This is a genomic window from Lentzea alba, from assembly GCF_047445655.1.
Taxonomy (GTDB): Bacteria; Actinomycetota; Actinomycetes; order Mycobacteriales; family Pseudonocardiaceae; genus Lentzea; species Lentzea alba_A.
The window spans coordinates 149,078-172,591 of sequence record NZ_JAJAEG010000007.1; the positions used below are offsets into that span (position 1 = coordinate 149,078).

The 23,514-nt window shown below is 64.5% G+C and carries 22 protein-coding genes and 1 tRNA gene; 7 read left to right on the forward strand and 16 right to left on the reverse strand.

What is annotated here, in order from left to right; translation table 11 throughout:
- Positions 1–39: 39 nt before the first annotated feature.
- From LFM09_RS13490 to LFM09_RS13500, 3 genes are read right to left on the reverse strand one after another with little or no spacing between them, the layout of a single operon-like run.
- Positions 40–4,461, reverse strand: coding sequence for a DNA repair ATPase (locus LFM09_RS13490; protein ID WP_414096741.1), 4,422 nt, complete (start codon positions 4,459–4,461; stop codon positions 40–42).
- Positions 4,458–6,383: a flotillin family protein gene (locus tag LFM09_RS13495; protein WP_414096742.1), complete on the reverse strand. Its 1,926-nt coding sequence runs from the start codon at positions 6,381–6,383 to the stop codon at positions 4,458–4,460. Before LFM09_RS13495 ends, LFM09_RS13490 begins: the two co-directional genes overlap by 4 nt.
- A 1-nt stretch (position 6,384) precedes the next feature.
- Positions 6,385–6,912, reverse strand: coding sequence for a hypothetical protein (locus LFM09_RS13500; RefSeq protein ID WP_414096743.1), 528 nt, complete (start codon positions 6,910–6,912; stop codon positions 6,385–6,387).
- Positions 6,913–7,023: 111 nt separating this feature from the next.
- Here LFM09_RS13500 and LFM09_RS13505 point away from each other — a divergent pair, with 111 nt between their 5' ends.
- Positions 7,024–7,842 carry an LLM class F420-dependent oxidoreductase gene (locus LFM09_RS13505; protein ID WP_414096744.1) on the forward strand — a complete coding sequence of 273 codons (819 nt, stop codon included), beginning with the start codon at positions 7,024–7,026 and terminating at the stop codon, positions 7,840–7,842.
- An 11-nt stretch (positions 7,843–7,853) separates the two neighbouring features.
- Positions 7,854–8,762, forward strand: coding sequence for a CobW family GTP-binding protein (locus LFM09_RS13510; protein WP_414096745.1), 909 nt, complete (start codon positions 7,854–7,856; stop codon positions 8,760–8,762).
- Here LFM09_RS13510 and LFM09_RS13515 read toward each other — a convergent pair whose 3' ends face one another.
- The 3 genes from LFM09_RS13515 to LFM09_RS13525 form a co-directional block, all read right to left on the reverse strand.
- The gene (locus LFM09_RS13515; RefSeq protein ID WP_414096746.1) at positions 8,763–9,746 is read right to left on the reverse strand and encodes a serine hydrolase domain-containing protein; all 984 of its coding nucleotides are present in this window, start codon (positions 9,744–9,746) and stop codon (positions 8,763–8,765) included.
- A gap of 32 nt (positions 9,747–9,778) precedes the next feature.
- Positions 9,779–10,906 (reverse strand): serine hydrolase domain-containing protein, encoded by a 1,128-nt coding sequence (locus tag LFM09_RS13520; protein WP_414096747.1) that lies wholly within the window; start codon positions 10,904–10,906, stop codon positions 9,779–9,781.
- 104 nt (positions 10,907–11,010) lie between these two features.
- Positions 11,011–12,084, reverse strand: coding sequence for an aldo/keto reductase (locus LFM09_RS13525; protein WP_414096748.1), 1,074 nt, complete (start codon positions 12,082–12,084; stop codon positions 11,011–11,013).
- 205 nt (positions 12,085–12,289) lie between these two features.
- Between LFM09_RS13525 and LFM09_RS13530 the strand changes: the two genes are divergently transcribed.
- Positions 12,290–12,365 (forward strand) — tRNA-Lys (locus LFM09_RS13530).
- Between the two features lie 78 nt (positions 12,366–12,443).
- Here the strand turns inward: LFM09_RS13530 and LFM09_RS13535 are convergent.
- The 9 genes from LFM09_RS13535 to LFM09_RS13575 form a co-directional block, all read right to left on the reverse strand.
- Positions 12,444–13,622, reverse strand: a complete 1,179-nt coding sequence (locus LFM09_RS13535) for a tyrosine-type recombinase/integrase (protein WP_414096749.1) — start codon at positions 13,620–13,622, stop codon at positions 12,444–12,446.
- Positions 13,622–13,816: a helix-turn-helix domain-containing protein gene (locus LFM09_RS13540; RefSeq protein ID WP_414096750.1), complete on the reverse strand. Its 195-nt coding sequence runs from the start codon at positions 13,814–13,816 to the stop codon at positions 13,622–13,624. Before LFM09_RS13540 ends, LFM09_RS13535 begins: the two co-directional genes overlap by 1 nt.
- Positions 13,817–13,833: 17 nt before the next feature.
- Positions 13,834–15,438, reverse strand: coding sequence for a replication initiator (locus LFM09_RS13545; protein WP_414096751.1), 1,605 nt, complete (start codon positions 15,436–15,438; stop codon positions 13,834–13,836).
- Positions 15,435–16,898: an FtsK/SpoIIIE domain-containing protein gene (locus LFM09_RS13550; protein ID WP_414096752.1), complete on the reverse strand. Its 1,464-nt coding sequence runs from the start codon at positions 16,896–16,898 to the stop codon at positions 15,435–15,437. Before LFM09_RS13550 ends, LFM09_RS13545 begins: the two co-directional genes overlap by 4 nt.
- Positions 16,895–17,113, reverse strand: a complete 219-nt coding sequence (locus LFM09_RS13555; RefSeq protein ID WP_414096753.1) for a hypothetical protein — start codon at positions 17,111–17,113, stop codon at positions 16,895–16,897. Before LFM09_RS13555 ends, LFM09_RS13550 begins: the two co-directional genes overlap by 4 nt.
- A 223-nt stretch (positions 17,114–17,336) precedes the next feature.
- Positions 17,337–17,588: an AMED_5909 family protein gene (locus tag LFM09_RS13560; RefSeq protein WP_414096754.1), complete on the reverse strand. Its 252-nt coding sequence runs from the start codon at positions 17,586–17,588 to the stop codon at positions 17,337–17,339.
- Positions 17,575–17,835: a hypothetical protein gene (locus tag LFM09_RS13565; RefSeq protein ID WP_414096755.1), complete on the reverse strand. Its 261-nt coding sequence runs from the start codon at positions 17,833–17,835 to the stop codon at positions 17,575–17,577. Before LFM09_RS13565 ends, LFM09_RS13560 begins: the two co-directional genes overlap by 14 nt.
- Complete coding sequence (locus tag LFM09_RS13570; RefSeq protein ID WP_229694045.1) at positions 17,835–18,023, reverse strand: hypothetical protein; 189 nt, start codon at positions 18,021–18,023, stop codon at positions 17,835–17,837. The genes LFM09_RS13565 and LFM09_RS13570 overlap by 1 nt, the downstream gene beginning before the upstream one ends.
- Before the next feature lie 23 nt (positions 18,024–18,046).
- On the reverse strand, positions 18,047–18,499 hold the full coding sequence (locus tag LFM09_RS13575) for a hypothetical protein (protein WP_030471736.1): 453 nt from the start codon (positions 18,497–18,499) through the stop codon (positions 18,047–18,049).
- A gap of 159 nt (positions 18,500–18,658) precedes the next feature.
- On the opposite strand from LFM09_RS13575, the gene LFM09_RS13580 reads away from it, so the two are divergent.
- Both LFM09_RS13580 and LFM09_RS13585 read left to right on the forward strand, forming a co-directional pair.
- Positions 18,659–19,402 (forward strand): DUF5919 domain-containing protein, encoded by a 744-nt coding sequence (locus LFM09_RS13580; protein ID WP_414096756.1) that lies wholly within the window; start codon positions 18,659–18,661, stop codon positions 19,400–19,402.
- An 11-nt stretch (positions 19,403–19,413) separates the two neighbouring features.
- On the forward strand, positions 19,414–19,887 hold the full coding sequence (locus LFM09_RS13585) for an NUDIX hydrolase (protein ID WP_414096757.1): 474 nt from the start codon (positions 19,414–19,416) through the stop codon (positions 19,885–19,887).
- Here LFM09_RS13585 and LFM09_RS13590 read toward each other — a convergent pair.
- On the reverse strand, positions 19,872–20,438 hold the full coding sequence (locus tag LFM09_RS13590) for an HD domain-containing protein (RefSeq protein ID WP_414096758.1): 567 nt from the start codon (positions 20,436–20,438) through the stop codon (positions 19,872–19,874). The genes LFM09_RS13585 and LFM09_RS13590 overlap by 16 nt on opposite strands.
- A 137-nt stretch (positions 20,439–20,575) precedes the next feature.
- Between LFM09_RS13590 and LFM09_RS13595 the strand changes: the two genes are divergently transcribed.
- Together LFM09_RS13595 and LFM09_RS13600 are read left to right on the forward strand one after the other, a co-directional pair.
- A complete protein-coding gene (locus LFM09_RS13595) occupies positions 20,576–21,838 on the forward strand; it encodes an ATP-binding protein (protein ID WP_414096759.1) in 1,263 nt (420 codons plus the stop codon).
- Positions 21,825–23,213 carry a hypothetical protein gene (locus tag LFM09_RS13600; RefSeq protein WP_414096760.1) on the forward strand — a complete coding sequence of 463 codons (1,389 nt, stop codon included), beginning with the start codon at positions 21,825–21,827 and terminating at the stop codon, positions 23,211–23,213. The genes LFM09_RS13595 and LFM09_RS13600 overlap by 14 nt, the downstream gene beginning before the upstream one ends.
- Positions 23,214–23,514: the final 301 nt, after the last annotated feature.

Consider the following 23,514-nt stretch of genomic DNA (forward strand, 5'->3'; position numbering starts at 1 on the left):
AACCGTGGGCGAACAACGTGTGAAACGTCTGAGAAACCCCTATCGCCCGACTGTCCGCAGCGCTGTCAACTTGCTCATGTTCGTCTCAGCACGAGCACCGAGCAGCTGCGCCTCACCGCGGTAGTGATCGTCGATCAACGCCTCGACCTCGTCGTCGTTCATCGCCGGCACGATCCTGGCCGCCATCCGGTTCATGTTGCGGTAGCTGCCCTGCAACAGGAAGTCGCCACCGCTCGCGGCCGAGGCGATGTACTCCCGGTTGACCGCGAGCACGACCTCCTGGATCCGTTGCAGCTTGCGGACCACCGAGAGCATCCGGTCCAGCTCGACGGTGTCGTGGTCGTGCCGGACGTTCTCGCCGTTCGCCAGGCGTACCAGCGGTTCCACGTCGACGCCGTTGAGCGTCGGGTTCGAGGCACTCGCGTTTTCCAGGTAGCTCAACGCAAAGAGGGCGTCGCGACCGGAGAGCACGTCACCGAGGTTCCACACGTCCGCGCGGTTCGCGAGCATGTCCGGGACGCGGAACGCACGACCTGTTTCGGTGTACGGGTTTCCTGCCATCGACACCGCGAACCGCTTGCCGCGCAGGTCGAACGTGCGTGCCTCGCCGTTCCAGACGCCGTCAACGCGTCGTTGTGCGTCGCACAGCGAGATGAACTTCTGCAGCAGCTCAGGTGATGTGTGCTGGATGTCGTCGAGGTGCAGCAGAACGTTGCTGCCCAGGGCGAACGCGAAGTTGATCCGCTCGACCTCTTGCCGTGCCGTGGCATTCGGTGCGTCCTCCGGGTCGAGTGAGGTGACGCCGCTGCCCAGCGCCGGGCCGTTGACCTTGACGAACACCATGCCAAGCCGGTTCGCGACGTACTCCATCAACGTCGTCTTGCCGTAGCCGGGCGGGGAGATCAGCATCAGCAGACCCGTGCCGTCGTTGAGCTGCTTGGAGAGGTTGTCGCCGATCAACGGCAGGTAGACCTCGTTCAGCAACCTGTTGCGCACGAACGTGTTCAGCACCGCGGGGCGGTAGTCGTCGAGCTTGAGCCTGCTGCGTTCCTCGCTGAGCAGCTCGTCCCGTTGCCGCTGGTAGGCGCGGAAGGCCGGCACCTGCTCCGCGTGGAACTTCCTGAGCCTGGTCAGGGATTCGTCCAGACGCAGGTCCATCGACTGGTTGGTCAGGCGCGGGTGCGTGCCGAGCAGGCCGGTGACGGTCTCGGTCAGCGCAGCACTGGAGTCGTAGCGCGGCAGGTCGGTGAGGAGCACCGCGACCACCTCGGGGAACTCCGGGCAGTCCTCGTTCTTGAGGAACCCCTGCAGCCACGCCTCGATGAGGTCGCGGTCGTGGAGCTCCTCGGTCACCACCGCGCGGAACCTGTCGATCACCGCGCGGGCGGCCTTGCTGGTGACGAACCCCCTCGGCTCGCAAGCCAGTTCCTCGAACAGGTACTCGGCGGCCAGGTCGTCGAGGCCGAACTGCTTGGTGAGCTCCGGGATTCCGTGCGTGCCGCCGAAGATCGTGCGGGCACGGGCCAGTGACTCCGCCTTGCGCTGCCACACATTTCGCTGATCTTCGGGCTGTTCGGACCAGAAGATCTGAGCTCGCGCGCGAGCGTCCGGCGGGTACCTCAGCAGACCGGCGCCGGCGTGCAGTCGTTGCAGGACAGCGAGGATCTTGGCGGCGTCGTGGTCGTGGACGCCCTTCTCGTAGCCCTCGTCATAGCGTTCCGCGGCGGCGTTGGCGACGTCCGTGCGGCCTTCGTTCAGCAGGCACGCGGCGAGGTGCTCGGAGCGGTAGACGTCCGGCGTCTCCGAGACCAGCAGCTGGTCCCAGAACCGTTGCGTCGTCGCGAACTCCGGGTCGGTGACCTCGCTGCGGTAGTCGGTGCCGGTGACGGCGTAGAACAGCCGGCCGTCGCGCGGCACCAGGGTGAGGTTCATCGGCTCGGTCGTCACCGGGAAGCGGTGACGACCGAGCACGATCGACGCGCCGTCGTACAGATCGGCCCGGTCGCGCAGTGCCCGGCCTCCCTCTTGCCGGGCATCGCGCAGACTCGCGTCGAGCTCGTCCGCCCGCACGTCGCCGAGGTCTCTGAGCTCCTCGGCCACAGTGCGAACCTTGGCGACCATCGGGTCGCCGGCGAAGTACGTGTTGATCTCGTCGGTCGAGGTGAGCTTCCCGAGGCGACGGCGGATCGTACCGAGCACCCGTTCCGCGGACTGGACGAGCCGGTCGGCTTTCCGCGCACGTTCGTCGAGCAACGTCTGCTTGCGCGCGGAGAACGCCTCGTACACGTCCGTGCGCTTGGCACCGATCTGGGCCAGGAAGTCGTCGAACTCGCCGAACCGCGACTCCAGGTTCTCCAGCTGCAGCAGGAGCCTGCCGAGCTGGTCGTCGCAGCTCTGCGGGGTTTCGGCGACCGCCAGCGCGCCGGTGATGGCCTGGCCGAGCAGCGCGAACTCCGCGGCGAACTCGGCGCGGCCCTCGGAGTTCGCGAGCTGCGTCCGGCGACCCTCCACAGTGGCCCGTGCGCGGTTGACCGCGGCCAGGACCTCACCGATGCTGGCCAGGATCGCCGTGCGGGTGGTCGTGTCGGCGGCGTCGAGGGTGCTGACGACCTCGGTCAGCACCTCCAGGCCGGTCTGCTGTTGCGCCAGCCGTTCGTGCAGCGGCTTGGCCTCGGCGGCGGTCTTCAGTTCCGTGGCCGCGATCCGGTCGATCTCCTCGTGGTACTGGGCGAACGCGCCCTCACCGTTGAGGAATTCGACGGCTCTTCTTGCTGACGCGCCCAGTTCCTCGACGAGTTCGGCCTCGCGCCGGTCGACCTCTGCCAGGTCGACGTACTTCAGGTCTTTGAGGGTGATCAGGCGGCCCTGAGCCGACCGCAGATCCGCCAGGAGTCGCACCCACTCGTCGGCACTGCGTGGCGCGGCCGATCGGGCGAGCCGGATCAGTGAGGCGAGCTTTTCGGCGGCGCCGGCGAGCTGCTGGGCGGCGTGTTCCGTGAGCGTGCGGACGGCCTCGAACTCGTCCAGCACCTGCTCAGCGGTGGCGCGGACCGCGAGGACGTCGTTGCGCAGGCCCAACTCGGCGAGCCAGTGGACGCTGTCGATCACCCTGGTGCACAGCGCGATCAGGCCCTCGAACACCGGGGCGCTCGGGGTCATCTCGGCGGCCATGCGCGTGACGGAGAGACAGTCGGAGATGCCGCGAACCAGCTCGGCGTTGCCGATCCTGGCCAGCGGACCGGTCTCCTCCGGGAGCTCCTCGTCTGCCAGGAACGGCGTGCGCCAGACCTGCATCGGGTGCACGCGCACGGGTTCGCTGCCGGTCTCGCGGAAGATCACCAGGGTGCCGTCGGCGAAGAGCGAGTAGCCGTGGCAGGTGATCGGTGTCGCGACCTCCTTGCGGATCACGTTGTAGGGCAGCAGCAAGCTGCGGCCCTCGCGGCGGGCGTGGTAGACGAACAGCACGTCCTCGCCGTTCGCCGACCGGATGACCCGTTCGAACTCCAGGTCGTCGGTGTCGACGTCGAAGGTCTTGTCCGCACCCGTGACCAGGTAGTACCCGCCGGGGAAGATGATCCCTTGATCCTCCGGGAGTCGCTGGCAGGCCTGGCCGATGCCGTCGAGCCTGGCCACGGCCTTGGTGCGGGTGTTGAACACCAGGTGCCGCCACGCCGTCTCGTTGTACGGGCGGATCCTGAGCAGGATCAACGGGCCGACGCGGGCGTAGTGCACGTCGGCGTCCGCGAGGCTCTGCAACGGCTCGTCGACGGGCTCCTCGTAGATGCCCTGGCCGACCTCGGTGTTGTTCTCCACCTTGACCGTCAGCGTGCCGCCGACCGTCTCGACGAAGACCTCGTTCTCGATCGCGATGTGCGGGTGCCGGCCCAGCACGTGCTGCTCACGGGTCGTCTCGACCCACGTGACGTCGTGCGAGGGCGGGAACACGTGGTCGCGGTCGCCGCGGTTGTCGACGTAGGTGACCGTGCCGTCGACCGCGATGTCCCAGCGCAGGACGCGGATGTCCTCGATCCGCGCACCCGTCTGGAACACCGCGAGCAGGCGTGACTCGACGATCCGCAGCTGCAGCAGCCGGGTCTCCCGGTAGTACCGGTAGAGCTCGGCGAAGTCGTTGCGGAACCTCGGGTCCTGCAGGAACGGCGCCTCGACCGTGCTGAAGTCCCTGGAGTGCACCGCGAAGACGTCGTTGACGGTCGTCTCGGGCTTGAGGCCCATGAACACGTTGTAGCCGAACAACATCAGGTCGCCGAGCGGCACGATGTCACGCGGCACGCAGTTGTTCTCGGTGCGGATCCGTTCGGTGGCGACGAGTTCGAGCGCGGTGCTGCCGAACGTCTCGACGCGCTGGGCGTTCAGCGCCTCGGTGCTCCGGGCGAGCCCGGCGGCCTGTTCGGCCAGCCGGGCTCTCAGCACCTCATAAGTGCCGGCGTCGAGTTGCGTCATGCGTTCTGGCCGTTGTTCTTCGCCATCTGGGTCAGGGCCAGCGCGGCGGCCAGGTTCTGCGCGTCACCGGTGGTGAACGAGCTGAGGATCTTGGTCAGGTCCTCGGGGAAGTTCGCTGTCCCGTCCATCCACTTGGCGCCCAACGCCTGCACCACGTCGGAGCTGCCGACGAAGCCGTCGACCTGCTTGCCCGCGGTGATGGCGTTCGCGATCTTGTCGAAGAACATCGTGTCGCCACCGATGATGTCGATGTCGGCCTTCTCCAGCCCGGCCGCGAGGACCATGGCCTGGGCCTCGGCGACCTGGCGCTGCACGTCGATGCCCTTGAGCCGGATCTCCTTCTCCGCCTCCAGGCGCAGCCGGTACTCCTCGTGTTCGCGGGTCGCGGAGTCGAGCGCGGCCATCGCTTCAGCCTTGTGCGACAAGCCTTCCGCCTCGCCCTTGAGGCGTTCCTTGATGCCCTCGGCGTCGGCGAGCGCCTTCTCGCGGTCCACGACGGCCTCGGCGCGACCGAGCGCCTCGGACGCGGCAGCGTCGCGTTCCTTGACCTGCGCGTCCGCCAACCCCTTCGCGGCGGCCTCTGCCTGCGTGCCCTCCGCGAGGCGGATCTTGGCGCGGGTGTCCAGCTCGGCGGCCTGGTTGCGCGCCTCGGCGAGCACGACCTCCTCGCGAGCCTTGTGCTGCGCGGCCTGTTCCGCGGCCTCGGCGGCCTTGATGTCCTTGACCAGCGACTGCTGCGCCTCGGCCTCGGCCATGATCACGATCTGCTGGCGCTCGCGCTCGGCCTCCTCGACCGCACGCAGGCGCTTGATGTTCTCCTCCTGCTCGGCCACGGTCTTCTCGACCGCGACCCGCTCGCGCACCAGGTCCGCGATGGCGCGGCGCTCGTGCTCGAGCTCCTTGTCCTTCTCGATCATGCGCAGCGACGTCTCCCGTTCGCGCGCGATGACCTCCAGCAGGCGGTCCTTCTCGATGCGCTCGGTCTCGACCGCGATCACGCGCTCGCGGTTCTTCTCGGCCACGGCGATCTCACGGGCCTTGTTCTCGGTCTGGATGCCGAGCTGCTCCTCGGTGCGGATGAACGCGGTGTTGGCCTTGAGCCGTTCCTCGGCCTGGACCTTCTGCGTCTCCGCCTCCTGCTGCGCGCGGGCGGTCTCGATCTCGCGCTTCTGCCTGATCTCCGCGTCCGCCTGGCGCCGTTCGAGCTCGAGGATCGCCTCACGCGCGCTGACGTTCTGGCGCGTGATCTCCTTCTCCTCGTTGCGGGTGAACTCGTTCGTCTTGACGTGCTCGATCGCGGTCAGCTCGGTGATCTTGCGGATGCCCTGCGCGTCCAGGATGTTCGCCGGGTCGAGCTGCTTGAGCGGCGTCTGCTCCAGGTAGTCGATGGCCGCGTCCTCGAGGCTGTAGCCGTTGAGGTCGGTGCCGATGACCTGCACGATCCGGTCGCGGAACTCGTCGCGGTGGGTGTAGAGGTCCACGAAGTCGAGCTGCTTGCCGACGGTCTTGAGCGCCTCGGAGAACTTGGCGTTGAACAGCTCCTGCAGCGTGGCCTCGTGGCTCGCGCGCTCGGTGCCGATCGCCTGCGCCACCTTGATGACGTCCTCGACGGTCTTGTTGACCCGCACGAAGAACGTGATGCGGATGTCCGCGCGGATGTTGTCCTTGCAGATCAGGCCTTCGTTGCCGGCCCGGCGGATCTCGATGGTCTTCACCGAGATGTCCATCGTCTCGCATCTGTGCAGCACCGGTAGCACCACGGTGCCGGTGAAGGTCACGTCGACCTTGCGCATCTTCGAGACGATCAGCGCCTTGCCCTGCTCGCACTTCTTGAACAACCTGCTCAGCGTGATCGTTGCCAAGATCAGCACGACGACGATCACGGCGATCAGCACGAGCAACCCCGTTGAAATCGCACCCATGTCAGCCCCCTGTGGTGATGTCCACGACCCAGAAGAACTCGCCTTCGGAGTCGTAGTCGAAGATCAGCGCGGTTTGGCCCGCGGTCAGTTCGGTGCTCTTCGCCGCCCGCACCTGGACGACCGCCGTGCCCCCGTCATCAGCGGTCACCTCCGCCTGTCCGTAGTGCTCGGTCACCCGCGCGGTCTTCACGATCGCCGTCCGGCCCACGAAGTCGTTGCGGGACGCGGGTTTCTCCGGCTTCGTCCAGTTGCGGACCGGGATCAGCAGGACCTTCGTGGCCAGCGCGCCCGCCAGCAGTGCCCCGGCGAGCGTCGCGTACCGCAGCGAGCCCTCCGGCGTGAGCACCGTGCCGACCAGCGCGGCGAACCACGTGATCACGACGAACATCGAGATGGAGATCGGCAGCACCGGGGCGTCGAAGTCCAAGCCCACCAACGCGACCGTGAGCCAGTACGCCAGCACCACGAGCACCAGCAAGCTGAACACCACGGTCGGGAAAGCCAGCGCGGCGGCCAGGAACTCGGTCATCATCGCCCCCTTTCTTGCCACTCAGATGTACTGGAGTCGCGATCCGTTGCATCGATACCGATGTTTCGCGGGAATGATCCAGGTCACTCCGCAGTTGACGTGATCATGGACATGGGGGTGCAGGGACTGAACACGGGCGACTCGATCTCGCCATCGGAGACCCGACGGCTGGCTTCGCTTGTGGAGTCGCTCGGTTACCGTTCGTGGTGGGCCGTGGAGCACGTGGTGCTGCCGTCGCCGCGAGTCGACCCGTCGCCGGCCGAGCCGGACAACCCGATGCTCGATCCACTGGTCGGCCTGTCGTTCGTCGCCGGGGTCACGTCAGGCCTGGAGCTGGGGACCGGCATCGTGATCCTGCCGCAGCGCAACCCGGTGGTGCTGGCCAAGCAGGTGGCGTCGCTGGACGTGCTGAGCGGTGGTCGGTTCACTTTGGGAGTCGGTACCGGTTACCTGGCTCCAGAGTTCGAGGCTGTGGGCGTGCCGTTCGCGGATCGGGGGCGGCGGACCGACGAGTACATCGACGCCATGCGTGCTCTGTGGCACTCTCCCGCGCCTGCTTTCTCGGGTAAATACGTGTCTTTCTCTGGTGTCGACGCTCATCCACGGCCTTCTAATGCGCGGATCGCGGTCGGTGGTGCATCCGATGCGGCGTTGCGGCGTGCGTTGACGCGCGGGAACGCCTGGATCGGCATCGGCTCACCCGAGGAGACCGCGGCGAACCTCCACCGGTTGCGCCGGCTGTCCGCGGTGACTTCGCGGCCCGACTCGCTGGGCGCCTTGGAGATCAACATCGTGACGACCGTGCCGTTGGACGCCTCCGTGGTGCGACAGTACGAGGATCTCGGTGTAGATCAGCTGATCGTGTACGCCGGCGGCTCGGACATGCCGTTGGACGAGGCGCTGGAGAAGAACATCGCGCTCGTTAAGTAGCCTGATCAGCCGTGATCCCCGTTGTCGTGCTCGCCGGCTTCCTCGGTTCCGGCAAGACCACCCTGCTCAACCACCTGCTGCGCGCGTCCGGCGGCACGCGGATCGGCGTGGTGGTGAACGACTTCGGCCGGATCAACATCGACGCGTTCGCGGTGTCGGCACAGGTCGACTCGATGGTGTCGCTGTCGAACGGCTGCCTGTGCTGCGCGGTCGACGGCACCGAGCTGGACGGCATGCTGGAACGGCTGGCTTCGGCGGACCTGGACGTGATCGTGATCGAGGCGTCCGGGCTCGCTGAGCCGTCGACGCTGGTCAGGATGGTGTTGCAGGCGCCAGGCGTGACCTACGGCGGGCTGATCTACGTGGTCGACGCCGTGGAGTACGCCGCCGTGCCGCATTTGGATCGGGATTTGAAGCTCGCTGATCTTGTGGTGTTGAACAAGGTCGATCGGGTTCCTTCGCTGCCGCCCTTGGATTGTTCGGCGCCGGTGCTTCCGGTGTCGTACGGGCGGATCGATCCGTCGTTGCTCTTCGAGGTGCGGCCGCCGGACCTGGGGCCGCGACAGCTCTCGTTCGACGATCTGGACGATCACTCCACGCACGCTCACGCTTCCTACGACAGCGTGACGTTCGAGTCTTCCGAACCGTTGCACCCCAAGCTGTTCATGGACTTCCTTGACGCGCGGCCCGAGGGGTTGTTCCGCGCCAAGGGTTTCGTGCAGTTCCCCGGTGGCACGTACATGCTGCACACCGTCGGCGCGTACATCTCGTTCACGCCCGTCGACGACGCCCCGACGCAGCTGGTGCTGATCGGGGCCGGCATCGATCCGGATTCGCTGACGGACTGGCTGATGGCTTGCGTCGCGGACGGACCGGTCCCTGAGCAGGACATGCTCTGGGTACTCCGGTACGCCCGCTGATCACCTCTTGCAGAGCGCTGTGTCGATCATCTTGAAGATCTGCTGGTACGTCCTGTTGGGGTCGCCGTAGGTGCCGGGCAGCGCGGTGAGCGTGATCGCCGCCTCGTTCCTGTCGGTCGCCCCGCCGAGCGAGGCCCAGCCGTGGATCGTGCCGCCGTGGCCCCAGTACACGCCGCCGCAGCTGAGTTCGGTGCTCTCGATGCCGAGCCCCGCCGCGTTCTTGTCGTCGATCGGCACGGTCTTGCGCATCTCGTCGAGCTGCTGTCGTTCGAGGAGATCGCCCTTGAGCAGGCTCTTGTAGAACTTGGCGACGTCCTGCGGTGTGGAGATCATCGCGCCGGCCGCCCACGCCCAGGACGGGTCGAGCTCTGTCGCGTCCACCTTGGGTGACTTCGGGTCGAACATGTCGGCCAGGGCGTACGCACGTGCGTGCCTGCCCTTGATGGTCTTGTCACCCTTCTCCGGCCAGTAGGTGTCTTTGAGCTTCGCGCGGTCGATGACGCGCTTCCGCACCACTTCTTGTACCGGCCGGCCGGTGACCTTCTGGATCATCAGGCCGGCGACGACGTAGTTCGTGTTGCTGTACTCGTACTTCTCGCCCGGCGCGTTGGTCGGCGGTTGTGCGAGTGCGACGTCCAGCAGTTCGTGCGGCTCGAAGTGCACGTTCCGGATGTCGTCGATCTTGTTGGCGCCGATCTGCAGCGGAAAGTTCGGCAGACCGCTGGTGTGCTGCAGAACCTGACGCACCGTGATGCGGTTGTCCTTGATGTGCGGCACGTGCTTGCTGACCGGCCCGTCCAGCTCGATCTTGTTCTCTCGGACGAGCTGAAGCGTTGCCACCGCCACGAACGACTTGGTGATGCTGCCGATGCGCACGCTTCCGTTCAGCGGCGCGTTGCCCTTCGCGTAGTTGTGCCCGTTCGCGTGGGCCTCCACGCCCGGCGTGCCGTCCTGGACGATCTGATCCAGCTGCTGAGGGATCAACAGTTGTAATGCGGCGATTGCTGCTACGAGGTTCACTTCGCACCACACAAGGCACTGTCCACAGTGGCCAGAACAGCGTCGTGAGCCTTCATGGCCTCTTCCGGCGTGTCCTGGAACGTGCCGGGCAACGCCGTGAGCGCAACGGAGAACGCCCTGCCGTCCTCGGTGACCCCACCGCGCGTCTCGTAGCCGGGGATGTCACCGCCGTGCCCCCAGTACCTGCCACCGCACGTGAGCGGCGTGCTGGCGATGCCGAGGCCGTACTCGCCGCCCGGCCACATCTCTCCATTGGTGTCCACGGTCTTGCGCATCTCGTCGAGCTGCGTTCGGGGGAGGAGGTCACCCTTGAGCAGTCCGCGGTAGAAGGCATTCAGGTCCTTGGTGGTCGAGATGATCTGCCCCGCAGCCCAGCCCCACGACGGGTCGAGCTCGGTGACGTCCTCGACCCCGTTGCCGGTCTTGGCGTACCCGCGCGGGTGCTTGCCGTTGATGTCCTGTTCGCCGGTGCCGGGCCAGTAGGTGTCTTTCAGCTTCAGCTTCTGGATGATCCGCTGGTCGACGTTCTCGGCGACCGGCCGACCGGTGATCTTCTGGATCAGCAGCCCCAGCAGCACGTAGTTCGTGTTGCTGTACTTGAATTTCTCACCCGGCTCGTTGGTCGGCGGGTGCGCGTTGCCGATGTCCAGCAACTCACGCGGCTCGTAGTAGCGGTGCCGCAGCTCGTCGAACTCGCCCAGCGCCAGGTACTGCGTGTAGTTCGCGAGCCCGCTGGTGTGGTTGAGCAGCTGCCGGACCGTGATCCGGTCGTCCTTGACCGCCTTGGGCAGGTACTTGTTGATCGGCTCATCCAGCCGGACCTTCTTTTCCGCGACCAGCTGCATGACCACCGTGGCAACGAACGCCTTGGTGTTCGACCCCGCCCTGACCTGCCCGTTCTTGGGAACCGGGACGCGTTTGCCGAGCTCCGCGGTGCCGGCGACCTGGTGTTTGGCTTTGCCGTTCACGTCAGTCGTGGTCGCAAGCGCGGCCGGGAACCTGTGCTGCTCGGTCAGCCCGTCGAGCCGCGTCTGAACCGTGTCGGCCGGCGCGGCCATCGCCATCCCCGCGGTTCCGGTGAACAGCATGGCCGCGGCCAGCACGCCGGTGATCGTCTTCTTCATTTCCTTGCGCCTCCCCTGTTTTTCGGATGACGCAAGGCTTTCAATTGTTGCTGCGCGGCACAGTCACGCACGCTGCCGTTGATCAGGTGGAGCAGGCTCCACCTTCAGTAGCGAACGCTGCCCTGCAGCAGCGGCGGGTAGATACCTGACGCTTCGCCATCAACCGTGGTGCCGGCGAACTGCAGCATGGCCCTGAGCTCGCCGTGCAGCGGCGCCGGGTAGTTGAGGTCGGGCTTGGAGACGTCGCTGAGCTTCGCCTCTTGCTCTTGCGTGAGCATGACCTCTGCGAGGTTGCTCTCCAGGTGCTCCAGCTTCCGCGCGCCGATGATCGGCACCACCGTGCCCTTCCGCGCTTTCAGCCAGGCCAGCGACACAGCCGCCGCCGTGGTGCCGTGCTGCTCCGCGATCTCGTTGACCACGTCGATGACCTTGAACTCTTCCTCTGTGGGCGCGTTGACGAACTTCGCCCGCTCCGAGTCGCTGACCTGCACGTCCCTCCGGTACTTGCCGGACAGGAACCCGTTCTTGAGCGGACTCCACGGCACCAGCGCCATGCCCATTTCCCTCGCCATCGGCGCGATCTCCCCCTCAACCGTCCGCGCGAGCAACGAGTACTCGACCTGCAACGCGATCAACGGCGTCCAGCTGTTGAGGACCGCCATCGTCTGCGCTTGGGCCGTCACCCAAGCCGGCACGTTGGAGAACCCGACGTACCGCACCTTGCCCGATCCCACCAGGTCGTCCAACGTCCTGAGCGTCTCCTCGATCGGGGTGTTCCGATCCCAGTTGTGCATCCAGTAGAGGTCGAGGTAGTCGGTGCCGAGGCGCCGCAACGTCTCGTCGAGCTGCTTGCGGATGGCGCTCCTCCCTGCCCCACCACCGTTGGGGTCGCCGGGGTGCATGTTGAAGAAGAACTTGGAGGCGAGCACCACCCGGTCGCGGCTTCCGTTGCTTCGGAAGAAGTCGCCGAGGATCTTCTCCGAGTGCCCGTTGGTGTAGAAGTTGGCGGTGTCGATGAAGTTCCCGCCGCGGTCGAGGTAGGTGCGGAGGATCTTCTCGGACTCCTCGACGCTGCACCCGGCGGCCCCTGGGTCCTCGCCGAAGGTCATCGCTCCGAGCGCGAACGGGCTCACCCTGAGGCCGGACCGGCCGAGCGTGACGTAGTGGTCGAGCGGCATCTTCTTGGCTCCCTTGGGTCGTTGCCTTCCGTACTCCAATGGAAGCCTCTGCGGGGTGCGGCTCGGTACGTCGATCCCGCCGCGTTCTTGCCTGATCCTCTCGCTCTGGGTTCGCCGGTTCGTTTGGGTGCTTTTGGTGCGTCAACCGTGACGTAGGCAACCCGGGCGACATCCGCTGAACCTGATCGGTAGGCTGTCCCGTCGAGGGCTGCTAGCTCAATTGGCAGAGCAGGAGACTTTTAATCTTCGGGTTCAGGGTTCGAGTCCCTGGCGGCCCACCAAACCCCCAGGTCAGCGACCTGGGGGTTTCGCTTTGGTAGATCACGCCCACACTTTTGCCATATTTTTCGTCCTGACTCTCAAGCTGCGGCGTCCGGCGGTTCGTCCTGGTCAGGCTTGTCGAAGGCCCCTTCCAGCGCGTCAGCGGCCCTCCGATCCACCGCCTTCCGCCCGAAGTAGACGTCCTGGGTCATCGACGGCCGCGAGTGGCCGAGCATGTCCGCTGCCAGCCTCGCGGAGAGCCCCGCCTCATCGAGGATGGTCGCCGCCGTCTTCCGGAAGACGTGCGAGGTCACCCAGGCGAACTCGTCACCGCCACGAGCCTTGCGGAGGTCCCGCCGGGTGTTGGATGGGTCGCGCAGCCCGCCGACGCTGCTCGGGAAGACCGGCCCGTTCGGGTAGTGCGTCGACGCACGCCGCTTCTTGAGCATGTCCAGCGCCCACCGAGGCAGCGGAAGCGTGCGCTCGCCAGCCTCCGTCTTGGTCGACTTCCGGACAAGCCCGACCTCCTTGACCCTGATCACCGTGTAGTCCACGGCGACCGTGCCCGCCTCGAAGTCGACGTCGTCCCAGTAGACGGCCAACGCCTCGCCGATACGGACGCCCGTGGCCATCATGAACCGCGACAGGTCGGGAAGGTCCCGCCTCACAGCCTTGGGGTCCGACTCCAGCATCTCCAGCCAGAGGAGCCGTTCCTCCAGAGTGAGCGCCCTGGGACTCTTCTTGCGCCCAGCTTCCAGCCGGTCCGTCTCCCGAACGGGGTTGGTGTCCAGCGCCTTGTCCCTCACGGCGATCCGCAACGCGCCGGAGATCACCGACCGCGCGGTCTTGGCCGTGTCGACGCTGACCGACCGCCACAGCGCCCCGAGAAACGCATCGATCCGTGCCACGGTCATCTCACGTATCCGCAGCTCACCGAGGCCCGGAAGCACGTGGCGATCCATGATGCTGCGGTAGGTATCGACGCTGCCGGGCGACCTCTTGCCGGCATCGGCGAGCGCCTGGAACTTGCCGAACCACAGCGCGACGGCCTCCTTGAACCTGGTGTCAGGCGTGAGCGAGTCCCCGGCAGGCCCCTTCCGCTCCGCGAGCGCCTTCTTGAGGTTCCTCTCGGCCGCAGCCTTGGTCTTCCCGTGCCGCTCCACCGGCCGCGTCTTTCCGTCGTAGTCGCGGAACTTCGTAGTGGCCCGCCAACCGGAAGCCGTTTCATAGCAACGAATCGTGCCGTATGTACCGATGTCGAGCGGTGGCCTTGGCATCACGCCACCTCCCTATCCAGCCGCTCGAACCACGCCCGTACCTCGGACGGCAAGTACCGCAGATGCTTCCCAACCCGCCGCGCAGGCGGCCCGTAGCCCTTCGTCCTCCACCCGTAGAGCGTGTGCACCGGCACGCTCAGGAACGCGGCAACGTCACCAACTGTCCACAAAGGCTCAAATGCGTGTACGTCCATGATCTTTTCCCCCTTGGTCAAGCGGCCTGCTGAGTTGCCGAACTACCTGGCGGCCCTGCTGACGCGAGCAACGCAGCCGTGTATTCGGCCTTCCACCTGCGGCGTTCTGCGACAGCGCTCAACAACAGGTGAGCGCGTGGCGGCACGTTCGGATCACCGGGCTGGACGTTGTTCCAGACGACTCGCTGCGCTTGGTCCTCGGGCTTGATCCCGACGTCTGCGAGCAGTTGCCGAACGAATGCCTTCCGGTCGTGCTTGTGGTCCGCGAGCGACTTGCCCGACCACTTCCGCGACACCAGGACGCGACGACCCGCAACCCCGAGCGTGGTCCGCTTGTGCGCCTTGCCCTTGCACTTCCCCGGCACCGTCGACAGCCGAGCCCCACGAGGCTGGACGCCGTAGAGCAGCCACAGCCCGCATTGCGGCGAGCAGGGCGTAACCGCGAGCTCAGCGCAGAGGCGTTCCGCGTGGTCTTCCTGCCGGGCCGTCTGCGCCTCGAAGCACTCGTTGATGCTCTTGGTGAGGTACTTCGTCAGGTAGCCAATGTGACGGCCGGCTTCCTGGGTGCCGCCGAGGATGCCCTTGGAGTGCACCTGAACCCCGAACCGCGCGACGTGTGCCGGTCGCTCGACCTCATCGAGGGCATCTTCCCAGGTAGGCAAGGCCCTTCGTGTGTGCGGATCAACGAAGCCCTTGGCCCGAACGTCCCACACCGGCAGGTTGTCGCCGCTGTACTTGATCTCGTCGTGCGCGGGCCACCAGACCTGGTGATAGGTGGCCTCAGCGACCGCCCGCAGCTCAGCGCGGGAGATGCTGCCTCGGACTGCCGCATGCCAGTGCGGAGCCAACCGCCGCTGTGGTTCGACGGCAGAGAAGTACTGGACCTCCCAGCCGACGCAGCGCCGAAGGTTCTGCACGAACCGGTCCAGCAGTGCCGCGAAGTGCACAGCGTCCCGAGCAGCACGGCGGTAGTCGTACCGCGAGGGATCAACAGGCGTGCCGTCGCTACGCACCTTGCCGTAGCTGTCGAGCGTCAGAGTGAGGAACGTCGAGGGCTGGTACTTACCGCCGAAGACCTTGCCAACAGTGCGCTTGCTGACCGGCCGACGAGGCAGGTTCGGAGCGTCCTGACGCCGCTTGGTCGACCGCTTCCGCGCAGCCTTGAGTGGGACTTCCAGAGAGGGGAGTGAGCCGCGGACTCCGAGTTGCCGAAGTTCGTCGTCGACCTCCGCGACCTCCTCCCGCACCTCTTCCGCGCCAACTTCGTCGCCCTCATCGAGGGCCAGGCGGAAGGCTTTGACCAGGTCAGCTCGGTACTCAGTCAATTCCCGCTGATCGTTGCTCGGGGCGTTCGGCGTGAAGTCCGGTTCGTCGGTCAGATGCCATCCCTCACGACACTGCGCCATCCGCAGACGCCGGTTCTTCTCCGCGCACGTCGGGCACACACTCGCGACCGTCGAGCCGCACGGCACGGGAACGATGTCCACGCGTCCGGTGTCGAGGTCGATCCGTTCCTTGGCCAACGGACGGACGCACACGCCGTGTTCTTCTGCGACGGCCCGAGCGACGTCGAGCGCGGCCGGCTGCTTCATCCGCTCCGAGCGGTTCAGGTACTCGGTCATGCCGCCGCACTCCCCTCGGACCGCTCAGGGAACTCATGAACGGTGGCCGGGGCAAGGTAGACAACCAGCTCGACCAGGTCCGCGTCCGTGACGTGGAAGGCCCGAGCCCGCTCGGGTTCGCGCTGCCCGTCCTCCTTGAGCCAGGCGACACCAGGCGTGTTCTCGCTGATCTCGTGAGCTGCCGCGCCGCGTTGCCGAACGCCATCGCCCAGGACCATGTCGACCTGCACCGGTTCGTCCAGGCGCAGCGCTACACGGGTCGTGAACAGGTGCCGGAAGGCGACCACTTCCTTGCGCGGGTCCTGGACCAGGCCGACAACGGCATAGCCAGGAGCGCGCCCCTGCGAGGTGATCGTCTGAACAGCGCGGGTGGCGCGTTCGCGGAGGTTCCTGTCCGGCTGGTAGGCGATCAGGTCTGCCAGTTCATCCACGATCAGGACCGTGAACGGCTCGCCCGTGTTACGTGCCCAGAGCCGCCGGATGCCCCGGTATCGAGAGGCGCGTTCCTTGACCTCTGCGGCGATTTCTTCAAGCAGGGCAACAGCTTCCGGACCATTGTCGTAGATGACCTTCTCGAACGCGTCCGGGCACTGGCCCAGCTCCATGCCGCCCTTGGGGTCGATGCCGACGAGTCGGACCATGCCGGCTTTGATGGCTGGGGCGAGCTGCCACACGATCGACCAGAGCACCGAGCCCTTACCTGCGCCAGGTACGCCGACCACGAGCACCTGCGAGCCGAGCAGCTTCAACCGCCAGGGCTTCCCGGTCTCGGTACGGCCGACGACCACACGCTTGAGGTCGACCTCTCCCGCGTCGGCGAGCTGCGGCACGGCGACGGGACGCGACAGCGGGTCAGCGTGGATGAAGTCGAGCTCAAGCACGCGAGGCTTCAGCACCCGCACCCGGCAAGACCGGGCGTTGAACGAGTGCGCCAGGTTGTCCCGACGCGCTTCCCACTGCTCCGGAGACTGCGCCGGGATCAACCGCACGCGGACCTTGTCCCGCCATCCCTCGGACCGGACTCGGCGCAGCTTCGGGAGGTACTCCTTCCCGCGGACTTCCTTCGCAAGCTCGGCGAGCCGCATCACGGTGCGCCATTGCGGAACGTAGACAGTCAGCCGCCGCCACTCGGTCAGCAGCCGATACCAGCCGTGCCGCAGGAACGACGCCTGATCAAGGCCATACCAAACGGTCAGGGCGCACACGAGCGACAACAGAGCCAACACCAGCGGCGACAGTCCGAACTGCCGATAGGCGACATAGCCGCCGAGGCCAAGCGTCACCACAACCGGGTAGTGGATGGCCAGCATGGTGAGCTTCACGGCCAGACGGACCGTCAGCCACACCAGTGCGAGCGGCGCGAGTACGAGCTTGACCCAACCGGGAAGCCATACCCACCAGGGAACCTGCGGGCGTGCGCCCTCAAACGGCGCGGGATCGACCCAGCGGTTGCCCCTCATCGCGCACCGCCCGAGCACGCGACGCACTGAAAGACACTGCCGACGCTTGGAATGCGTCCAACCGGCACGAAGGCTTCCGCACCCGTGGAGCACTGCGCCTTACAAATCAGGCACTCGAAGCCCTCAGCCTGTGCGGCCGAGAGTTCCATCGTCTCCAGGGTGCCGCCGCCAAGCATGACGGCGTAGGTGGAAACGGTCTGCTTGCTGGAGATCATCCGATCCCACAGCAGTTGCTTTGTGGCCCCGTCTAGCGCACGAATGCGCTCAGGCTCTACGCTCATCGTTGTTCACTCCCGAGTTGGGTGGACAACGCAGGAGCGGCGAGGTTGGTAGCCAGGTTCCGCTCCTGCGTCTCACGTTCTCTTTGCGCCGCAAGAAGACGTGCGGCATCGCCACGTGACCCAGCAGAGTCACGCGCTCTGTCCAAACAGGACTTACTTAGCTCTTGCGGAGCTTGATCGCCTCGCCCTTCTCACGCTCACGAGTCGCCCAGTACATGGCCTCGTGGTGGTGACTCCGGTCGATCTCCGCGACGCGCGCGTAGATGGCGGCCGAGCGCAGGTAGTAGTCCTTCAGCACGTCGGGCTTGGACTTCGGGTCGGGGAGCAGCTTGCTCAACACGTCGTGTGCTTCGCTCAGCGTCCTGACCTGCTCAGCCAGGCCCCAATGCATGGCCTTAACCGCGGACATCAGGGTCTCCCTCCGCAAGGGTGTGACGCCCCTCCTGACTGCCGAGGTGATCGGCCAGCTTGGACGCCTCACGCGACAGCTCCCGACAGAACCGCATCAGCACGTCCGACCCGCCAGGGAACGGCGGGAGCTGGATCGCGATGTTGACCGGATCCAGGTAGATCACCAGCGCCGGAACCTGTGGCGTCACTCGAACCATCGCCGCAGCAGCATCACGCCCAGGCGTACAGGTGGCGTTGAACCCCATCACTGCCCACCTTCCTGCCGAGCAGCCGACGCCTGGAGCGCCTTCCACCCCTCGTCCAGGACCTCCCGCAGCCGAGGCACCGCGTCGCGGTCGACCACCAGCACCACGGGGAACGCCTTGCCGAACCGCAGCTCGACCCGGTCAGCGAACGGCATCGCGAGGGGACGCATCGGGAGATCGGCGGTCACGTGAACCCGCACCATGTCCGGCATTACGCGGCCTTGGCGGCAGGCTTGCTGACAGCCGGCTTCATGCCAGAGGCCCGCAAGCTGTAGCCCAACTTCGCACGGCACCGGTGACGCTCACCAGCGTGCGTGGCACGGCAGCCCTTGTCATCGATCCACGGCGTGACCGTCAGCCCCTCGAAGACCACCGGCCGCACATCCGTACCGGGGATCGCCTCCGGCGGCACCGGCTGGTGAGGCGCGGAGATCTTCACCGTGACCACCGCGTCCGTCTTGCGCTCCGCAGCCTGGTCGATCACCAGGACCGACCACACAAGGAGACCGGTCTCCTTGTCCTTCTCCTGCTCCACCGGCAGGCCCTTCGCCCGCTCATCGGCGGACTGGAACTTCAACACCGGTTCCACGCCCATGACGAGCGCGCCCCTCGGGAACACGAAGTCATGACCCGCCGGGAGCCTGCTCCCACCTGTGATCGCCATCGTCTTGCTCCTGTCGTCTGTGCCGCCTGACCTGCTGTCAGCCGTTCTCGACACCTACGACTTTCGGCGAAACACGAGGACGCAAGCACCGCACAGCGGGATTTCTGAGGACGTCTCTGTTACGTTGAAGTCGTCCCTAGTCATCCCTCGGGAGGGCAGATGGCCAACGACCGCCTACGCGAAGCGTTGCTACGCAACGGCTTGAGCCTCGACCACGTGGCCCGCGCAACCGGCGTAGACCCGAAGACCGTCGAGCGCTGGATCACCAGGGGACGCATCCCGTACCCGCGCCATCGCAACGCCATCGCCTCAATGGTCCGCGAGACCGAGCACTACCTCTGGCCCGACGCGGTAGCCGCGGAACGCAAGGCCGAGATCGCCGAGTCCGAGGTCGTGAAGGTCTACCCGCACCGCAACAACATCCCTGCGGACTTGTGGGACCGGCTGCTCAGCGACGCCACCGAGCACATCGAGGTCCTGTCACTCGCGGCGCTGTTCCTTGTGGAGCGGCCAATGTTCGCGAAGGAACTGCGCGCTAAGGCCGCGAACGGCGCCAAGGTCCGACTCCTGTTCGGCGATCCGGCCGGCCGCGAGGCATCCCGACGATCCGAGGAAGAGCAGCTAGGCAAGGGCACTGTGGCCGCGCGCATCCGCAACGCGCTGGCGTTCGTCCGGCCGCTGGTCGACGTGCCCAACATCGAGGTCCGGCTACACAAGACCACGCTCTACAACTCGGTCTTCCGCTTCGACGACGAGATGATCGTCAACACCCACGTCTACGGATTCCCCGGCGCCCATGCGCCCGCGCTGCACCTGCGCCGGCTGTCCGCCGGGGACCTGTTCGAGACCTATTCCGAGAGCCTGGAGACCGTCTGGGCCTCCGCCAAGCGCACGACGTTCTGAGGAGCCGCACCGTGGCCCGCACTGACCACTACCACGACCCGAACGCCCCGAAGGCAACCAACATCGTCGTGGCTGTGAGCGCGTTCGTACAGGACGAACACGGCCGGCTGCTGATGATCCGGCGCACCGATAACGACCTCTACTCCATCCCCGGCGGAGCACAGGACGTCGGCGAGACCATCGGTCACACCGTGATCCGCGAAGTCAAGGAAGAGACCGGCATTGACGTCGAACCCACCGACATCATCGGTGTCTACTCCGACCCCAACCATGTCGTCTCTTACACCGACGGCGAGGTACGTCAGCAATTCTCGATCTGCTTCCGGGCGCAGCATGTTGGTGGTGAGCGGCGTACGAGCGACGAGTCGAGCGAAGTGCACTGGGTCAGCCGTAGAGACCTTAATGCCCTGAACATCCATCCTTCTATCCGACTCAGGATCGAACATGGATTTGCAGACCGATCAGTGCCCTATTTCGCCGTGTAGGTGACTCCAGCAGCACCAAGCCGCTCCTCGGTCCGCTGCACAGCATCTACAAGCTCACGCTTCGCCTGTCTGACAAAGAATGTCACCACATCTTCCGGACCGTATCGTTTTTCGATCTCATCTATCCGGTCGAGCACGCTCGTAACCTGCCCACTTGGCGTAGTGGTCATATCTGACCACCACAAAGCGTCGCGCACTTCCGTGCCCTCATCCATCCATTCCGCAAGATTCGCAGAAAGACCACGCAATTCAGCCTCTCTATACGCACATGAATGATGTGCAACTAGTCCACACAAGCGGTTATCGACCTCTAAATTGCGCAGGTAAACCGCTCCGTCAAGCGCATGAAATCCCGTTTCCTTAACCAAAGGAGAATATCCAATATCATGCAGCGCGGCGGCGCAGACAAGAATGTTTCCATCGCCAGGCGCAAGGATTCTCGCAGCTATCCTGGCACGCTTGACCACACCAAGGGTGTGCCGCCAACGCTGCGGCAGCGTAGCTGAAAGCAAGGTCTCAGCGAGCTGTATAGCCTCCGAGGGGTCATCCACGCTCACAGCGTACGGCGGTCTTAATCGCGCTCCAACCGCACGCTAGGCCATGTGGGTGAAAAAACATCCCTGCGCTAACGTTAAACCACAGCAGGACGAATAGACCTTAATAAGCCGGAGAGGAGAAGGGTTAGCCGTTGACTATTCCTGGAGATGAGTACGATCACGACATCGCTGCCGGCGCCATACTCGCAAGAGTCAGGCATATGTCGGAGAGTCGCCAGATAGCGTACCTCGACTACGCAAATGGAACGTCGGGCTCTATCAGCAGCAAAGCTCCCCTCGACTTCGACGTCGGAGCCGTTCTCCAGATTTGGGCTGATCAAGATTTCTACCAGCAGGTCCCGGAAGCCGCCTGGCCATCCCTAGTCTGGGTGGGCGTAGTGAGGCTTCGACGGGATGACGTCACAATTGTTGACTCCGGCGGACACCTGAAGCTCGTCCCGACGCGACCAGATGTCGAATACGAAGAAGGCAACACCGTCGAAGTAAAGGAGCTCTTCGGCGTCACTCGCGTGCTATCCGAAGAGCCTGTCAGATTCATCGATTTACCCGCCGTCAATGATAGCGCAATAGAAAAGTTTATAACAAAGCCCAAGGAGCAGCCAGAGACCTTCGAAGACTTTGGCGGCATGGAAGAAATCGTCGCCCGCGCACGGGAACTAGTCGAAACACCACTTAAATACCACGCCGAACTTGCAAGCATCGGAGCACGCGCCATTAAGGGCGTGCTATTTACCGGCCTACCTGGGACCGGAAAGACAATGCTTGCACGAATTATTGCCAACGAAGCTGACGCCCAGTTCTACGAGATCAGTGGCCCAGAAATTTTCAGCAAGTGGTATGGCCAGAGCGAGGAAGTTCTACGCCAGGTATTTGACCACGCAGCGAGGGCAGATAGATCTATCATCTTTTTTGATGAGATCGACAGCGTTGCCGGGCAAAGGACGGAAAGTGCCCATGAGGCATCCAAGCGTGTAGTAGCACAGCTACTCACACTTATGGACGGATTCACGACTGACAGCAATGTGGTGGTCATCGCCGCTACCAACAGGCCAGAAGATATCGACGTGGCACTACTCCGTCCTGGACGTTTCGACTGGGAGATCAACTTCTCGCTGCCCAATGAGCAGGACCGCGAAGCAGTCCTGCGTGTAGCTACTCGGAAACTCAAGGTCGTTGACCCCCTACCCCACAAGGAGATTGCCCGCATCACAAAGGGATGGTCATGCGCAGAGCTATCTGCCATCTGGAGTGAAGCAGCTCTCCTTGCAGTGACGGACCGTCGCCAGGCGATATCTACCGAGGACTATTACGCCGGATTTGAGCGAGTCGCAGCGCATCGACAAAGGCGGGTGCACCGCCAGTACGCGGATCGAGAGAACAATGAACGTAACTAAGCGTCTGCAAGGGTGGATGCGTAGGCGTCGCCGAATCAAGGCAGCCAAGAAGTACGAAGGCGCACCACTCCGCGAGTTCGTCTACCTTGACGATGTCAGCGTTTACAGTTTGATATCCTCGCGGCTAGGCCCCATTGCCACAGAGTTTACAGACACCGAAACACTGTCCCTACAAAGCGAACAATACGCGGCTGGCGTAGCAACAGTTGGTGCACTTAAAGGCGAACTGCGAAATAAGCAACAGGACACTCACACCACTTCATCACAGATTCTCCGCAAGGCGTTCGTGCAGTCGACTTTCAAAGAGCTATATGCTTACGAGCACGAGGCCCTCGTCATACGCCCGGACGAGCGTCAGAGTTCACTCCCACAGGTCAGTTCCCTCCGCCAAGTCGCCGAGTTGGCAAAGAGTGCGGCTGGCGACGAATGGATCGTTGGCCCTGAACGGCTCAAAAGAGGTGAGCTAATTGAGGTAGAAGCAGAACTGGAGGCCGACCCTGTATTCCAGGTAAGTGCCATAATCTCGGCATTCCTTGAGATATTCGAGGACAACCCAGAGATCTTCCCTCCAGGGAGCGTCGATGGTGTAGCTGAAGCAGCCAGCCTTGCCAAAATTATTGAGCGCCTGCTAGTTGGACTGGTGCCGGTAAGAGGTAAAGTTGTTGACTTCGTTGTCATCGAAATCGCCAACAAAGAACATCTGGTGCACCGGGAGATAGCTAAACAGCTCCCTCCAGAAACCGAAACCTGGCCTGTATTTGTCGTGGGGGTAGCTGCTCACAATCTGTTCTGGAAAGATGTTAGGCGCGTTCTATTCTCGCATTCGACCTACCGCGTTCTTGCGCGCATTTCAAAGAGCTCTATCCAGAAGGATTGGACGCCAGTAAAGGTCGTCGATGTCGTCAAAGATGTTGCCCCTGATTTCGCCGCACAGATCGACTTCGCCGGATCTGGAACACTTCGTGCCATGCTCGCAAGGACCAGCGGTGCCGAACGGTCAGAACTGGGTAAGCAGCGTCGCATGCGCTCAGCGCTCATCACATACGCAACCCTTCTGGCACACCATCACGGACGATCTCTTGACGACGAATTCTTTGCAAGTTCAGGCTTGCCGTCTGAGGAGCAGATCAACGCACATGCAACTGTGGAATCACGAAGGGGAGCATTCCGCGCGATTGAGGACCATCTGGCAGCGCAGCTGGACATTGAGATCGACCCGGCGTACGCCGTTCAACTGAGGTCAGGAGTCTCTCAAGACGAAGGGCTTCACGTCCAAGGCAAGTTCGAGAAGTCCACCGAAACAGAGACGCCAATTGTGAAGAATCTACAGTCAGAACGTTTTATAGATACTGAGCTGATCGCAATCTACTGGTAGCCCAGCTTGCCGAATTGTGCTCTACAGGATCAAGGCCGCCGCTGGCGGCACGGTTCGCACGTACGGCGAACACCTTCCATCCCGGCGCTCCCGGCATCCGCTTCGCTGCGCCGGTCGGCCGGGCGGCGCTACGCGCCGTCCTCCGGCCTTGCCCCACTGACGCGCCGTCACACACATAGCCATGCCGGCCAGCAGCTCCCTACGAGCGCCGTCAGGATCACCGCGGACTGCCGGTCCTGGCGCTCGACTGCCGCGACGGCTACGCCGCCTTGCCATCGAATAACGGTTAGGCAAGGGTGCG